This window comes from Nocardia sp. NPDC051750 (assembly GCF_044453135.1).
Lineage (GTDB): Bacteria > Actinomycetota > Actinomycetes > Mycobacteriales > Mycobacteriaceae > Nocardia.
Genome location: NZ_JBITCK010000007.1, coordinates 474,986 through 490,551, shown reverse-complemented (window position 1 = coordinate 490,551; position 15,566 = coordinate 474,986). Strand labels below are relative to the sequence as shown.

General features: G+C 66.8%; 14 protein-coding genes and 1 pseudogene. 2 read left to right on the top strand and 13 right to left on the bottom strand.

Annotation, left to right across the window (positions count from 1 at the left end; genetic code table 11):
- The first annotated feature begins 42 nt into the window (after window positions 1–42).
- Window positions 43–1,290, top strand: coding sequence for a fatty acid desaturase family protein (locus ACIA75_RS30165; RefSeq protein WP_397109994.1), 1,248 nt, complete (start codon window positions 43–45; stop codon window positions 1,288–1,290).
- An 82-nt stretch (window positions 1,291–1,372) separates the two neighbouring features.
- Here ACIA75_RS30165 and ACIA75_RS30160 read toward each other — a convergent pair.
- A pseudogene (locus tag ACIA75_RS30160) lies at window positions 1,373–2,008 on the bottom strand (aldo/keto reductase); the annotation flags it as partial.
- A 190-nt stretch (window positions 2,009–2,198) separates the two neighbouring features.
- Here ACIA75_RS30160 and bluB point away from each other — a divergent pair.
- Entirely contained in the window at window positions 2,199–2,831 is a 633-nt protein-coding gene (bluB, locus tag ACIA75_RS30155) for a 5,6-dimethylbenzimidazole synthase (protein ID WP_397110344.1), read from the top strand.
- 111 nt (window positions 2,832–2,942) lie between these two features.
- Here the strand turns inward: bluB and hpf are convergent, their stop codons facing one another.
- From hpf to ACIA75_RS30095, 12 genes are all read right to left on the bottom strand, one after another.
- Entirely contained in the window at window positions 2,943–3,662 is a 720-nt protein-coding gene (hpf, locus tag ACIA75_RS30150) for a ribosome hibernation-promoting factor, HPF/YfiA family (protein ID WP_397109992.1), read from the bottom strand.
- Window positions 3,663–3,851: 189 nt separating this feature from the next.
- Entirely contained in the window at window positions 3,852–4,484 is a 633-nt protein-coding gene (locus ACIA75_RS30145; RefSeq protein WP_397109990.1) for a ComF family protein, read from the bottom strand.
- A gap of 42 nt (window positions 4,485–4,526) precedes the next feature.
- Window positions 4,527–6,356 (bottom strand): MtrAB system accessory lipoprotein LpqB, encoded by a 1,830-nt coding sequence (gene lpqB, locus ACIA75_RS30140; RefSeq protein ID WP_397109988.1) that lies wholly within the window; start codon window positions 6,354–6,356, stop codon window positions 4,527–4,529.
- A complete protein-coding gene (mtrB, locus tag ACIA75_RS30135) occupies window positions 6,353–8,266 on the bottom strand; it encodes an MtrAB system histidine kinase MtrB (RefSeq protein WP_397110342.1) in 1,914 nt (637 codons plus the stop codon). Before mtrB ends, lpqB begins: the two co-directional genes overlap by 4 nt.
- Before the next feature lie 99 nt (window positions 8,267–8,365).
- Window positions 8,366–9,043 (bottom strand): MtrAB system response regulator MtrA, encoded by a 678-nt coding sequence (mtrA, locus tag ACIA75_RS30130; RefSeq protein WP_033243239.1) that lies wholly within the window; start codon window positions 9,041–9,043, stop codon window positions 8,366–8,368.
- A gap of 79 nt (window positions 9,044–9,122) precedes the next feature.
- Window positions 9,123–9,794, bottom strand: coding sequence for a dTMP kinase (locus ACIA75_RS30125; protein WP_397109985.1), 672 nt, complete (start codon window positions 9,792–9,794; stop codon window positions 9,123–9,125).
- 78 nt (window positions 9,795–9,872) lie between these two features.
- Window positions 9,873–11,354, bottom strand: coding sequence for an adenosylhomocysteinase (ahcY, locus tag ACIA75_RS30120; RefSeq protein WP_397109983.1), 1,482 nt, complete (start codon window positions 11,352–11,354; stop codon window positions 9,873–9,875).
- Window positions 11,355–11,578: 224 nt separating this feature from the next.
- A complete protein-coding gene (locus ACIA75_RS30115; protein ID WP_397110340.1) occupies window positions 11,579–12,646 on the bottom strand; it encodes an alkane 1-monooxygenase in 1,068 nt (355 codons plus the stop codon).
- A gap of 299 nt (window positions 12,647–12,945) precedes the next feature.
- Window positions 12,946–13,581, bottom strand: coding sequence for a TetR/AcrR family transcriptional regulator (locus ACIA75_RS30110; RefSeq protein ID WP_397109981.1), 636 nt, complete (start codon window positions 13,579–13,581; stop codon window positions 12,946–12,948).
- A gap of 41 nt (window positions 13,582–13,622) precedes the next feature.
- Window positions 13,623–13,805 carry a rubredoxin gene (locus tag ACIA75_RS30105; RefSeq protein WP_357240450.1) on the bottom strand — a complete coding sequence of 61 codons (183 nt, stop codon included), beginning with the start codon at window positions 13,803–13,805 and terminating at the stop codon, window positions 13,623–13,625.
- A 40-nt stretch (window positions 13,806–13,845) separates the two neighbouring features.
- Window positions 13,846–14,019, bottom strand: a complete 174-nt coding sequence (locus tag ACIA75_RS30100) for a rubredoxin (protein WP_397109978.1) — start codon at window positions 14,017–14,019, stop codon at window positions 13,846–13,848.
- A complete protein-coding gene (locus tag ACIA75_RS30095; protein WP_397109976.1) occupies window positions 14,016–15,251 on the bottom strand; it encodes an alkane 1-monooxygenase in 1,236 nt (411 codons plus the stop codon). Before ACIA75_RS30095 ends, ACIA75_RS30100 begins: the two co-directional genes overlap by 4 nt.
- Window positions 15,252–15,566: the final 315 nt, after the last annotated feature.

Sequence of the window (15,566 nt, the reverse complement as noted above, 5' to 3'; positions counted from 1 at the left end):
CTCCAAACCTACGGTGTCGTAACTTACGGTAGGGTAGCCCGCATGGCTATATCGGATGTCAAGGAATACGCGCACCTCACCGAGGCGGATGTCGAAGCGCTCGGGGCCGAGTTCGACGCTATTCGCCGGGACATCGAATCGACCCGGGGCGAGCGCGACGCCCGCTATATCCGCAACGTCATCCGGCTGCAGCGTGCACTCGAAATCAGCGGCCGCACAGTCCTTTTCGCAAGCTTCCTACCCCCGGCCTGGTTGGCCGGCGTGGCGCTGCTCGGCACCTCCAAGATCATCGAGAACATGGAGATCGGGCATAATGTGATGCACGGTCAGTGGGACTGGATGAACGATCCGGAGATCCACTCCAGCCGCTGGGAATGGGATAACGCGGGCCCGTCCAAACACTGGAAGCACACCCACAACTACCTGCACCACAAGTACACCAACGTCCTGGGGATGGACGACGATATCGGCTACGGCCTGCTGCGGGTCACTCGCGACCAGCGCTGGAAGCCGTTCAATATCGGTAACCCGGTATACAACCTGGTGCTGCAGTCACTCTTCGAATACGGCGTCGCGATCCAGCATCTGGAGCTGGGCAAGATCGCGGCCGGAAAGGTTGCGCCGGGAACCCCGGAGCGGGCCGAATTCGACCGGAAGGTCGACGAAGTACTCGCCAAGGTCAAGCGGCAGGCGCTGAAGGATTACGTCGTCTTCCCGCTGCTGACGGGCCCGTCGTTCTTCCACACCCTCACCGCGAACTTCGCGGCGAACGTCATCCGCAATATCTGGTCCAACGCCGTGATCTTCTGCGGGCACTTCCCGGACGGTGCCGAGAAATTCACCAAGGCCGATATCGACAACGAGACCCATGCGCAGTGGTACCTGCGGCAGATGCTGGGCAGCGCCAATATCTCCGGCGGCAAGCTCATGCATTTCATGACCGGGAATCTCAGCCACCAGATCGAGCATCACCTCTTCCCCGACCTGCCCAGTAACCGGTATGCCGAGGTCGCGGTGCGGGTGCGGGAACTGTGCGATAAGTACGACCTGCCCTATACCACCGGTTCCCTGCCCGTCCAGTACTTCAAGGCATGGCGGACCATCCTGAAACTGGCACTGCCCAACAAATACCTCCGCCACACCGCCGACGATGCCCCGGAAACGGCTTCGGAACGCAAATTCAACGGCGTGGCCGTTTCCACGATCGACCCGGTGACCGGGAAACGGAGCGGCCTGCGTACCGCAATCGCGAAGGGACGGCGTCGGGTCGCCGTATCGTTTGCGCGCTGACGCAGCGGGGTTGCGGGTTCGCGGGTGCCGGTAACCGGCACCGCGGACCACAACCCCGGTCTGCCATTCGATGGATTACCTACTACTCGCCGCGTGGGCCGAGCAGAATATCGCCCGACTTGGCCGGCACCGCGGCCATCGTGGCGTCGTCGAGAGTGACGGCGCCGGCCGCGACATTCCCCTCGAGATGTTCGGCGCTCGCGGTCCCGGGGATGAGCAGCACGTTCGGGGCGTGGTGGAGCAGCCAGGCCAGGCCGATCTGCGCCGGGGTGACCCCGAGCGACCGCGCGGCGGCGACAACCGCCGGCTCGTCTGTCACCTTGGGCATCCCCGGAAAGGCGCTACCCAGCGGAAAATACGGCACCCAGGCGATGTTCCCGGCGCGGCAGAGTTCGAGTATCCCCTCGTCGTCGCGCGCCACCAGGCTGTACGCGTTCTGCACACAGGCGATACCGGCGGGCAGCGCCTGGCGCAGACCTTCCGAGTTCACCCTGCTGAGGCCGATCCCGCCGATCTTGCCTTCGTCACGCGGCGCGGTCATGACGGCGAGCTGGTCATCGATATCGACCACCTGGTCACCCTCGGCGCGTAACCCTGGGCCGGTGTCGAGGCGGCGCAGATTGACAAAGGGAATTCGATCGAGCCCGAGTCTGACCAGATTGGCTTCGACGTCGGCGCGGAGTTCCTCGGGCCGCTGCGCGGGACGCATGGGGTAGGGCCCGCAGCAGCAGCCAGGACCGTACCGGCCGGCTATTCGATCTCGTCGTCGACGCGCTGCACCCGCGCGAGAGCCGGACCACCCAGGCGAACTCCGGCACAACCGCCCCGGCCGATCGGACGCAATGAACGGCGAACGGGCACGGGCGGCGCGGCAGGCGATGGATACTGTCACGGTGGGAGCTGCGGAGATGAGTGTGTACGAGGCGATCAGGACGCGGCGCGATGTCCGGGCGGAGTTCACCGGAGAACCGGTCGACGACGCGGTCCTGTGGCGAATCCTGGAAGCGGCGCATTGCGCGCCGAGCGTCGGGAACTCCCAGCCGTGGGATTTCGTGCTCGTCCGCCACCGCGCGACCCTGCGGAAATTCGCGGCGCATGTCGCGGAGAAACGGCTCGAATTCGCCCGCTCGCTGCCGGCCGAGCGGGCGCGGACCTTCGACCCGATCAAGATCGAAGGTATCGAGGAGAGCGGCACCGGCATCGTGGTGGTCCACGACGATGCCCGCGGTGGGCCGCATATTCTCGGCCGGGCCTCGGTACCCGAGACCGGCGTGTACTCCACCATTCTGGCGATCCAGAACCTGTGGCTGGCCGCGACCGCGGAACACATCGGCGTCGGATGGGTGTCGTTCTACGACGCCCCGTTTCTCGCCGAACTCATCGAGCTGCCCGCCGGGATCCGGCCGGTGGCCTGGCTCTGCGTGGGACCGGTCAGCGAATTCCAGCGCGTACCCGATCTCGAGCGTTTCGGCTGGCGGGACCGGCGGTCACTGAGCGAGGCAGTGCATTTCGAGGGCTACGACAGCGGCCGTACGGAATGAGCGCGCCGGCCGGTCTCTACCGGACCGGCCGGCGCGCTGCTGACTACTGGTACCGCCGCGCTCGTTGCGGCCGTGCGTGGTCTGCGGCCGGGTTGCGCCCGGCCGCGCCCATCAGGCGAGCCTGATCAGACCGTAATCGAACGCGTGCCGCCGGTACACCACCGACGGACGGTCACTTTCCTTGTCCTGGAACAGGAAGAAATCGTGGCCTACCAACTCCATCTGGTAGAGCGCGTCGTCCACCGTCATCGGAACGGCCGGGTGGACCTTGGTTCGCACAATATGGCCGGGGCCCTCGTACTCGGGATAGTCGGCGGCGAAATCCGCCCGTTTGGCACCGTGCCGGGAATGGTCGTGGGCAGTATCGGACAGCTCACCGGGAACGGCCTCGTCGGCCAGATCCGCAGTGGCGTCGTGCACCGAAACCGGCGTTTTCTCCCCATAGTGCACACGACGCCGATCCTTGGTGCGCCGCAGCCGGCTCTCGAGTTTGGCCGTGACCGCCTCGAACGCGGCGTAGAAACTGTCCGCACAGGCCTCGGCACGGACGATCGGCCCCTTACCGCGCGCGGTGATCTCCACCCGCTGGCAGCTCTTGCGTTGACGACGATTGCGTTCGTGGAAGAGTTCCACGTCGAAAAGGAAGATCGATGGATCGAAACGTTCCAGCCGGGACAGCTTGTCCGACACATAGATTCGGTAATGGTCGGGGACCTCGACGTTACGGCCCTTGACCACGATATCCGCGCGGGTGTCTCGTGGCGTGTCGAGCTGGTCGTCCAGCTGCGGCTGGGCTGTTTCCTGAACTGAAGGTCGTGAAGATGTCGTCACGCGTACCTCCCGGATCTGGCCGCGCACTTCCGACGCGCGCGGCGGGATGAAACCGTGCCGGCCACGTCCCAACAGTCGGCCGGCACTCGTACCGCTGGCCCACCTCCAAACTCCCGGAACGGGGTGTGTGCACGCGACGCTAGTCCGCGGATCGGCCGTTCGCCACCGTTCACGCAAATTTTGGGGGATTCACGCGGCACAGGTCACCAAGATGTCATCGAAGTATGAGCCGACGCCCGCCAGAGCCTGGGCACACGCCCGCGCCGTGGCCCCCGTGGTGAGCACATCGTCAACCATGACGACCTGCGCGTTCGCCGCCGCGGCCGGTAGCGGCACGGCACTCACCCGACCGCGGAGATTGCGGTCGCGTGCGCGAGCCGACAGCCCGGCCGAATCGCGGACTCCCCACCAGACTCGCAGACATGGCACGACCTGGCAACCGTCCAGCGACCGGGCCGCCACCCGAGCGCACCGCAGTACCGGATCGCCGCCGCGTCGCCGGGCGGAGGCCTTACGGCTCGGCGAAGGTACAAGTATCAGGGGCCGGCCGGGTACCCGCAACTCGGCCAGCCCGGCGGCGAGGGCGAGCCCGAGCGGCGGCACGAGATCACCGCGGCCGCGTTCCTTCACCGCCAGGACGGCTTGACGCGCGGGCCCGCGATACGGGCTCAGCGCCCAGCACGGCACTCCCGGGTCGTTACGCGGGCGGATCCGCATCGGCGGGCCCGCCACGGCCCGCGCGCACTCGGCGCACCATGAGGTTCCGGGCCGCCGGCAACCGCCGCATTCGGACGGCAGGACGAGATCCAGGAGTGTCCGCATACGGCGAAGTGTGCCGCGAGGCACCGACACCCGGGCCGGATATCAGCCGGGCAGAATCGGCACCGCGTCCGCACCGAGGCCCGGGACCTCGCGCCAGTAGGGATCGCCGCCCTCCGGAGTGCGGGTCAGTTCCAGGACCGCACGCGAATCCGCGACGTACTGGTGTTCGATGGAGGCGGTGACCTGACGGACCGGCGGGGTCAGGTTACGTCCGCCGAGCGAGGACATACCGGACCCGTCGATTTTCACTGTGCGTACCGGATCCACCGTGCCGCTGCCGGCCAGGATGATCGTATCGTCGGTATACCAATCCAGCGACGTCGCGGGCGTACTCAGTTCGATGGCGATCTGCTGCGGCGCGGTGAGCGCGTAGCTGCCGTCCGGGCGGACCAGCACCATCGAGATGTACACCTTCCCGTCGGCGATCAGGGCCGCGGTCACCCCGTTGCGGGAGATCCGCAGTTCGGTGATCGACCCGTCGAACGGGAGGGCGGAATCGCCGGAGAACAGTTGAGTGGTTTCCACGCCCTGGGGCAATACCGTGCCCGTCTCGCCGTTGGTGACGGCACGGATCACCCGGGTACCGTCGACAACCGCCCAGGCCGCGCTGCCGTCCGCCGTCCAGGACGGGCGGGTGATGGTACCGCCCTCCTCGACCGGAAAAGCGTCACCGCCGTAGCTGCCCATCATCAGGGTGCGCTGCGGCTGCGGCGGCTCCCGGCCCGCGTCGGCTACCGCCGCAACCCGTTTCCCGTCCAGTGACAGACCCACCGATTGCAGATTCTGCACGGTGCCGAAGTACCCGGCAGCCGGTTTCGGGCCGCCGTTGGCATCGACCTCGACAAGCGTTCCGTCGCGCAGGGCGTGCAGTCCTGTTTGCGCCTCCGGTTGCACGGATTCGGCGATCGGACCGAGATCGGTCACCGACCAGCCACCGTCGGCGAACCGCTCGTCCAGCGGACGCCCATCGGACAGCAGAATGTAGGGACCGAGGACCTCGGCGGCGGACAGGGTCAGCACCACCTGGGCGGCGAACAGCTCGCGGTCGCGCGGCGACAGCTGGTCGATACCGGAGAAATCGATCCGCACCCCGCCGAGGCCGACTCCCACCCCGACCGGATCGCCGTTGGCCTTGGTCAACGTGCCGCGGACGGCGACCGGCGGACTCAGGTAATTGCGTACGGCCGGCGCGATATACGGCTGCGGGCCGGCGATCAGCATATCGATCAGCCGCCGCGCCAGATCGTCCGGACGCACCGAGATCCAGCGCAGATCCGGGGCCACGTGCCGGCCGTCGGCGGTGACGAAATACAGCGCCTGCCGCCGGTAGGACTGGGTGAAGGCGCTGTACTCCATGACCACGCCGTCGGGTAGCTCATCGATACGCCATTCGCCGTCGACCCGGGTCATCTCGATCTTGTGCTCGATGATCCCGTCGGCCACGTGATACGACCCGTCCTCGGCCAGCTCGCCCACCTTACGAGCGCGCAGAACATAGGTCGCCTCGTTCTCGGTCCGGGATTCACGCAGCGTATCCGCACGCTCGACGATGATGTGTTCGTCCTCGTCGTTCCACTGGGTGGACGCGGCGGGGGTCATGTACTGGCGGGCGGCCAGATGTCCGTCGGCAGGATCCGCGGTGGCCTGCAGAAAATCGCGCAGCAGCAGATCCGGGTCGCGGCCGGGGCTGGGCGGCAGCGGCCCCTCGGCGGTAGGTTCCTGATCGATCGTGCCGAGGGCCTGTGGCTGCGAAGCGTCCGGGAGGTTCGCGCACCCGGCCGACACGGCCGTGACGATCACGGCGAGGAGCACCGCGAGCTGTACTTTCAGCGCGCCGGCGCGCGTGATCGGGCGTCGGGTGCGCACGGTCATGATTTCTGGTCTCCGCTGTCGGTGAACACGGACCCGCCGGATACCGCCGGACCGGCCGGGACATCCGGATCTGCCTCGGAATCTGTTGTGGGCGTATCAGCGTCGGATGCGGATTGCCCGGATTCGGTGCCGGGCGCCTCCGCGGGAGCCGCGTCGTCGCCGGATCCGGGGGCACCGGCCGTTTCACCGGTACCGGCCGGCACCGGGCCCGGTTCTGCCGCGACCGCGGGCCGTGGGGCCCAGGGTTCGGTCTCGGAGACCGGGGGACCCAGTTCCGCGCGTTCGTTCGCCCCCTGGTCGCCCTCGCCGTCCGGGCGCCGGGGAGCTTTTCGCATACCCGGTTCCAGCGGCAGCGGACTCCTGCCCAGTTTCTGTCCGCGGACCAGCGGCAGGGTCAGCCGGAAACTCGCACCGACATTGGGCCGGCCCCAGGCCTCGAGCTTGCCGTCGTGCAGATTCGCGTCCTCGACGCTGATCGACAAGCCGAGCCCGGTGCCGCCGGAGCGACGCATACGCGAGGGATCGGAGCGCCAGAATCTGCTGAAGACCAGCTTCTCCTCACCGGGCCGCAATCCGACACCCTGATCCCGCACCACCACCGCCAGCGCATTCGCCTCGGTATCGCCGCGCATCCGGATGAGCACCGGTTTGCCCTCGCTGTGGTCGATGGCGTTGGCCAGCAGATTACGCAGCACCCGTTCCACCCGGCGCGGGTCGACCTCGGCGACCACCGGTTCCTCCGGCAGATCGATCACCACCTCGACCGCGGCGTCGCGTGCGAGATGCCGGACGGTGGAGATCGCGGCACGCACACACATCCGCACATCGAGCGATTCCACCTGGAGTTCGGCGACACCGGCGTCGTGGCGGGAGATCTCGAGCAGATCGTTGAGCAGCCCTTCGAATCGATCCAGTTCGGTGACCAGCAGCTCGGCGCTGCGCGCCAGGGCGGGATCGAGATCGTCACTACTGCCGTGGATCAGATCCGCGGCCATTCGCACCGTGGTGAGCGGGGTACGCAGTTCATGGCTGACATCGGAGGTGAAGCGGCGCTGCAGATTGCCGAACTCCTCGAGCTGGTTGATCTGATTCGACAGACTCTCGGCCATTTCGTTGAAGGCCTTGGCGAGCCGGGCGATATCGTCGTCGCCGCGCACCAGCATCCGCTCTTTGAGCCGCCCGTCGGCGAATCGCCCGGCGATGCGCGCGGCGGACCGGATGGGCAGGACCACCTGACGGGTGACCAGCGCGGTAATCGCGGCGAGCAGGATCAACAGCACCACACCGCCGACCAGCATGGTGCCGCGCATCAACGAGAGACTGCGTTCCTCGTTACTCAGCGGGAAGATCAGATAGATCTCCAGCGTGGGCACCTCGGAGCTGGGACTGCCGATGATCAGCGCCCGGCCGTGATAGCCGTCCGGATCGTCGACGGAAGCGAACTGGTAGCTCACCTGGTTGCGCTGGACGAACCGGCGCAGCGAATCGGGCACCTCCTGGATGGGGCCGACGGCGACCATCTGCTGCGGGGCGCCGCCGATCATGCTCAGGGCCGAGTCGAAACTACCCGCGGCCCCACCGGACTGGCTCGAATCCCGCCGGTTCGACAGGGAGTCACGGGCATCGCTCAGGCGCTGCTGCTGGCTGGTGACATCGTGCACCCCGGCCAGCTGCCCCTCCACGGTGTTGCGGACCCGGTCCATCTCCTCGACGCCGGCATTGATCTTGGCGTCCAGCAGCCGGTCGGTGATCTGGCTGGTCAGCACGACACCCAGGACGGTGATGACGATCAGCGACAGCGTCAGCGTCGAAACGATGACGCGCAGCTGCAGCGAACGCCGCCAGAGCAGACCCAGCGATCGGCCGACATGCTGAAGCCATTCGTTGACCGGAACCAGCGCCGCCCGTATCCGGGCCGCAAGCCCGCCCCCGTCCTGATCGCGAGGTGTGCGGGACCCTTGATGGTCACGCAAGTTACCGCCTCCGGGCCCGGAGGGCAGCGGCACCGATCACGGTGGCCCGGCCTTGTAGCCCACGCCGCGGACGGTCAGCACGATTTCCGGGTTCTCCGGATCTTTCTCGACCTTGGCGCGTAGTCGCTGCACGTGAACGTTCACCAGCCGGGTATCGGCGGCATGCCGGTAGCCCCAGACCTGCTCGAGCAGCACCTCGCGGGTGAAAACCTGCCGCGGTTTGCGCGCGAGCGCCACCAGCAGATCGAATTCCAGCGGGGTCAGCGAGATCTGCGCGCCCTCGCGGGTGACCTTGTGCGCCGGCACATCGATCACGATATCCGCGATATTCAGCAGTTCGGCCGGTTCTTCCTCGGTGCGGCGCAACCGCGCCCGCACCCGGGCCACCAGTTCCTTCGGCTTGAACGGTTTGACGATGTAGTCGTCGGCGCCCGATTCGAGACCGAGCACCACATCGACGGTGTCGGTCTTCGCGGTGAGCATCACGATCGGCACACCGGAGTCGGCACGCAGGACCCGGCAGACGTCGATACCGTTCATCCCGGGCAGCATCAGGTCCAGCAGGACCAGATCGGGCCGGATCTCACGGACCGCCGACAGGGCCTGAGTGCCGTCGCCGACCACGTGCGGGTCGAAACCCTCGCCCCGCAGGACGATGGTGAGCATCTCCGCGAGGGCCATATCGTCGTCGACGACCAGAATCTTCGGCTTCATAGTTACTATGTTGTCATCTCCCGGGCTCGTAACGGGTCGCCACGCCACACAGTGGCGCGTTCCCGCCGGATATCCAACACTAATTCGCTGCCAATGCGGCGAGCCGCGCAGCCAATACGTTCATTTCGCCGGAGCGCGGGCCGGAGCCTTGTTCGCTGGGCCGGAAAACCCACCAGGTGCCATACCACTCGCGCCGAGCGAGATCACGGTACACCGCGGCCGTGCGTTCCTGTAATCCACCGTCGCGTTCGTAGGCGTCCAACTCCCGCGTCGCGTCGAGTTCACCGCGCCGGCGGGCACGTTGGGCCGCGACCTCGACCGGTACGTCCAGCAGCAACTGCACCCGCGGCACCGGGAGTTCGAACCGGCCGAATTCCAATTCCCCCACCCACCGCACGATTTCCCCGTCGGCGGATTGACCCAGCCGGGCCGCGTTGTACGCGGCATTGGAGGCCACATACCGGTCCAGGACGACCACGTCGTTGCCGGCCAGTAATTTCGCCAGTTCGTCGGCCGCGGCGGCCCGGTCCAGCGCGAACAGGACGGCCATGGCATTCACCGAACCGGCCAGATCGCCGTGCGCGCCGCGCAGGGCTTCGGCGGCCAGATCGGCGTGCACCGACCGTCCGTAGCGCGGGAAGGCCAAGGTGTCCGCACGTAGTCCACGGGCCTCGAGTCCGGTCACCAGATCGGCGATCAGTGTCCGTTTACCCGCACCGTCGAGGCCTTCCACCGAGACCAGCACACCCATGAGGGGCAGCCTACTCGGACAGCCGCGCCCGCCTGCCGAGGCAGGCGGGCGCGGCCGGAGACCGGAAAGGGAGCCGGATCAGTAGCGGTAGTGCTCCGGCTTGTACGGGCCCTCGACATCGACATTGATGTACTCGGCCTGGTCCTTGCTGAGCTTGGTCAGCGTGCCGCCCAGTGCCTCCACGTGGATGCGGGCGACCTTCTCGTCCAGCACCTTGGGCAGGCGGTAGACCTCGTTGTCGTATTCCTCCGGCTTGGTCCACAGTTCGATCTGCGCGATCACCTGGTTGGAGAAGCTGTTGCTCATCACGAACGACGGATGCCCGGTGGCGTTGCCCAAATTGAGCAGCCGCCCTTCGGACAGCACGATGATGGACTTACCGGAATCGCCGAACGTCCACAGGTCGACCTGAGGTTTGATATTCAACTTGGTCGCGCCGGAACGTTCCAGACCGGCCATATCGATTTCGTTGTCGAAATGACCGATATTGCCCAGGATGGCCTGGTCCTTCATCGCCCGCATATGGTCGAGGGTGATGATGTCCTTGTTACCGGTCGAGGTGATGACGATATCCGCGTCGGCGATGGCCTGTTCCACGGTGACCACGTCGAAACCGTCCATCAGCCCCTGCAGGGCGTTGATCGGGTCGATCTCGGTGACCTGCACCCGGGCACCCTGGCCGGCCAGCGATTCCGCGCAGCCCTTGCCGACATCGCCGTAGCCGCAGATCAGCACCTTCTTGCCGCCGATGAGCACATCGGTGCCGCGGTTGATGCCGTCGATCAGCGAATGCCGGGTGCCGTACTTGTTGTCGAACTTGGACTTGGTGACCGAGTCGTTCACATTGATCGCCGGGAAGGTGAGTTCGCCGGCGGCGGCGAACTGGTACAGCCGCAGCACGCCGGTGGTGGTCTCCTCGGTGACGCCCTTGACGCTTTCGGCGATCGCGGACCACTTGCCCTTATCGGTCTCGAACCGCTCACGCAGGAGCTTCAGGAACACCGTGTATTCGGCGGAGTGCTCCTCGTCGGCGGGCGGCACCACACCGGCCTTCTCGAACTGGGCGCCACGCAGCACCAGCATGGTGGCATCGCCGCCGTCGTCGAGAATCATATTGGCCGGTTCGCCGGGCCAGGTGAGCATCTGCTCGGCCGCCCACCAGTACTCCTCCAGGGTTTCGCCCTTCCAGGCGAAGACCGGGGTGCCCTGCGGCTCCTCGACGGTGCCGTGCGGGCCGACCACCACGGCGGCCGCGGCATGGTCCTGGGTGGAGAAGATATTGCAGGAGGCCCACCGGACCTCGGCGCCCAGTGCGGTGAGGGTTTCGATCAGCACGGCGGTCTGCACGGTCATATGCAGCGAGCCGGAGATACGTGCGCCCTTCAGCGGCGCGACGTCGGCGTATTCGCGCCGCAGGGCCATCAGCCCGGGCATCTCGTGTTCGGCCAGCCGGATCTCCTTGCGGCCGAAATCGGCCAGCGCCAGATCCGCGACCTTGTATTCGACGCCGTTGCGGCTATCGGAGCTCAGCGAGGTGCGAGGCAATTCGGAGGTCGTCATCAGCGTGGATCAGCCTTCTCTCGGTTTCGGCGTGCGCGAATCAGGCCCGGAGGCGGAAGCGGAGCGTCACCTGCGCAGGGCCCTCGCGCATGCCCAATAGACACGGTCTCGATCGCAAGGCTAGCCGGTTCGGCGACCTCGCGGTCCGGCTGTACCGGTCGGCGCCGGTACCCGGCGCGGCCGTACCCGGCACCCGCCCGCGTTCAGTGGCGGCATGCTCGCGTTCACCCGGCGACCATGCCGGGATTCGCCGGTGCGGCCCGGATCGCACGCCGCTTCCGGGTGCCGAGATTGATCCGGGTGAGGTCTCCGTCGTAGTGCGCGAGCACCCGTTTGTCCATGACCCGGCGCCACAGCGGCGGGATCACCGCGAGGACCACCATGGCCGCATATCCGGCGGGCAGTTGCGGTGCCTCCTCGGAACTGCGCAGGGTCTGATAGCGACGGCCGGGGTTGGCGTGGTGGTCGCTGTGCCGCTGCAGATGGAACAGGAAGATATTGGTGACCAGACGGTCGCTGTTCCAGCTGTCGCGCGCGGTACAGCGCCCGTACCGCCCGTTGGGACGCCGCTGCCGCAGCAGCCCGTAGTGCTCGATGTAGTTGACGGTTTCCAGCAGGCCCGCGCCGAGTACCGCCTGCAGCAGCAGATACGGCAGGATCTGCCAGCCGAAGACCAGCATCAGTCCCCCGAACAGCACCACGGTCATCGCCCACGCCTGCAGGATGTGGTTGCGCGGACTCCACCAGCCGCTGCCGATCCGGCGCAGCCGTACGCGCTCGAGCCGCAGCGCGGAGCGGAAACCACCGACCACACTGCGCGGCAGGAATTCCCACAGGCTCTCACCGAACCGGGCGCTGGCCGGGTCCTCGGGCGTGGCGACCCGGACGTGGTGGCCTCGGTTGTGTTCGACGAAGAAATGCCCGTACCCGGATTGGGCGAGCGCGACCTTGGCCAGCCACCGTTCCAGGTGCTCGACCCGATGCCCGAGTTCGTGCGCGGCATTGATCCCGATACCCGAGACGAGCCCCAGCGTGCCCGCGAGACCGATCTTGTCGAGGACGCTGAGCTCGCTTCCGGACCACAGATACCCGGCGAGCGCGAGCCCGACCAGCTGAATGGGCAGGAACAGATAGGTGCACCAGCGGTAATAGCGGTCGTTGGAGAGGGTCTCGTAATCCTCCTCGCGCGGATTCGTCCCGTCGTCGCCGATCAGCACATCCAGCAACGGGATGACCACCAGGACCATGATCGGACCGATCCACCAGAACACCTCGAGTCCGGTGTGCAACACCAGCTGGGAGGGCAGTAACGCACAAGCCGGAGCGAGCAGACCGAGGACCCACAGATGGCGTTTGGGATCGGCCGATCCGGCCGACTTGCCAACCAATTGCACGTTTGCCCCGCTATTGAAAACCGAACTTGCAGCGGCCTACATATTTGCAGACCTCGTGTCTCCATTGCGTCATTGTTCGACCCAAACGTGGTGACTGTTACACGCCGGAACCGTACCCTGCCGCTGTACGGCGTGCAGAACCGACCGAGCAGTCGGCCCGGGCTCGGCGAATCTGCAGGTCGAACGCCCCAGCGGGCTCAGCGCGAACCGGATTCGGCCGCCTCCCGCTCGGCGAGCACCGCGGCCACATAGGGACTGAAGACCCGGCCGAGCTCGGCCGGCGCATCGTGACCGGGCCCGGGCGGGGTGGGTATGTAGCTGATCGCCACCCGGACCAGCGCGTGGGCGAAGGTATCGGCCTGGGCGGGCGTCGGGGCCACCCAGCTGCGTTGCATCACCCCCGAGAGCCGTTCGGTGGCATGGGCGATCAAAGGACCGGCGTCCAGCGTGATGAGGCGGAGCAGATCGAGCTTGACCTCGCCGAGCAACAGCGATTGCACCAGCGGGTCCTGGGCGGCGTCCCGGAAATAGCTCGCGAGGCCGTCCCGGATGGCGGCGTCGGCATCGCCGATATTGGCGGCCAGCGCGGTTTCCACATGGTCGACGAGGTCGTCGGCGAGGCGGATGGCGTAGGCCTCGGCCAGTCCCTGCCGCGAGCCGAACTCGTTGTAGAGGGTCTGCCGGCTCACCCCCGCACCGGCGGCCACGTCGGTGAGCGTGATCTTCGACCAGTCGCGCCGGCCGAGCAGTTCGCGCATCGCGTCCAGGATGGCTGTGCGCAGCACCTCGCGCGCAGACCCCCGTGCGGAATTCCGGGATCCGGTGGCGGTCATAGCAGCGACCCTGGCACGTTTCACCTGCACGAGTCAAAGTTTCAAGTTCGTTCGATCTCGACCATGAAGAAATCCGCCTTCGCGGCACCGCAGTCGGGACAGGTCCAGTCGTCCGGGATATCCGACCAGCGGGTACCCGGTGCGATACCGTCGTCCGGCCAGCCCTGCGCCTCGTCGTATTCGAAACCGCACTGGGCACATTGATAGAGCTTGTATTCGGTCATCGGCGTACCGGCCTTTCGGTCGCGCGGCGCCCTCCCCGGGTCAGGAACGGGCGGGCGCCGGTTCGAAATCGATCTTCTCCCGGACGGCGCAGTCCGGACAGCACCAGTCGTCGGGCACGGCCGACCAGGGTGTCCCCGGCGGGAAACCCTCGCGCGGTGCGCCCGCGGCCTCGTCGTAGATGTACTCGCAGACCGGGCAGCGATAAGCGCTCATGGTGTCACCTCCGGCGCTGCCGCCCCGTAGCGGGCCAGGATCCGGTCCCGGTGCGGGGGATGGATATTGGCACGGGTGATATCGCCCGCGTAGTGCGCGAGCACGCGTTTGTCCATGACTCGCCGCCACAGGGGTGGGAAGTAGGCGAGCAGGATCATGCTGGCGTAACCGCTGGGCAGCTCCGGCGCCTGCTCCCAGCTGCGCAAGATCTGATAGCGGCGGGTCGGGTAGGCGTGGTGATCGCTGTGCCGCTGCAAATGGTAGAGGAAGATATTGGTGACCAGATGGTCGCTGTTCCAGCTGTGGGTGGGGGCGGGTCGTTCGTACCGCCCGGACGAAGTGCGCTGCCGGACCAGTCCGTAGTGCTCGAGGTAGTTCACCGACTCCAGCAGGCTGAAGCCCATCACCGCCTGCAGGAGCAGATAGGGCAGCAACTCCGGGCCGAACACCGCGACGAGCGCGGCGTACAGCACCAGCGTGAGCAGCCAGGCAGTGAGCAGATCGTTGTGCCGGCTCCACGGTCCGGAATCCAGGCGCCGCAGGCGCGTGCGTTCCAGTTCCCACGCCGAACGCAGGCTCCCCCGGACGGTCCGCGGCCAGAACGCCCAGAAGCTCTCGCCGAACCGGGCGCTGGCCGGATCCTCGGGAGTCGCGACCCGCACATGGTGACCGCGATTGTGTTCTATATAGAAATGGCCGTATCCGGTCTGCGCCAGGGCGATCCGCGAGAGCCGGCGCTCCAGGCCCACTTTCTTGTGCCCGAGTTCGTGCGCCGTGTTGATCCCGATCCCGCCGATCACACCCACCGTGAGCGCCAGGCCGATCTTGTCGACCAACTGCAGTCCGCCGTCGACACCGAGCCAGGTCAGGTCGTCGGCGGTGATCAGATAGCAGGCCATGATCAAGGTGGCGTACTGGCACGGTAGATACAGGTAGGTGAGGTAGCGGTAGTAGCGGTCCCGCTCCAGCGCCTCCATCACCTCGTCGGGCGGGTTCGAACCGTCCGCGCCGAAGGCCAGATCGGCGATCGGGATGACGATGTAGAGCAGTACCGGGCCGAGCCAGTACGGGATATGGGCGACACCGTGCCAGCCGATGGTATTGAGGCCCCAGATCAGTGGCAGGCCGATGGTGAACAACCCGGTGGGCGCGAACAGCCCCCACAACCACAGGTATCGCTTGGGGTCCCGCCAGGTTTCCGGTGGGGCCGATTCGTCGGGCACGGCAGACATCGCTGTCTCACTTCCTCACGCCGCGCTGTGATGCGCGCAACAATCAGCACCGACGATAGGCCGCAAAGAGGCCTACGGGTAGACATTTTTATTGATTTGTAAAGCACGGATCTGCGATTCATCCCGCCGTTATCCGCCGCCGCCCCCGGGATGCCGCCCGTGAACAGGCCCGGCCCTGCCGCCCGGCCCGGAGCGACCGGGCGGCCGCGCTGTCAACGGACCGCGACGTCGGCATCGGGTGATCGGACATTCACCGGCCACCGGCGCAGCTCGATCGACTCGGCACTGCGCGCCTGCACCGACCCGGACGAGCGG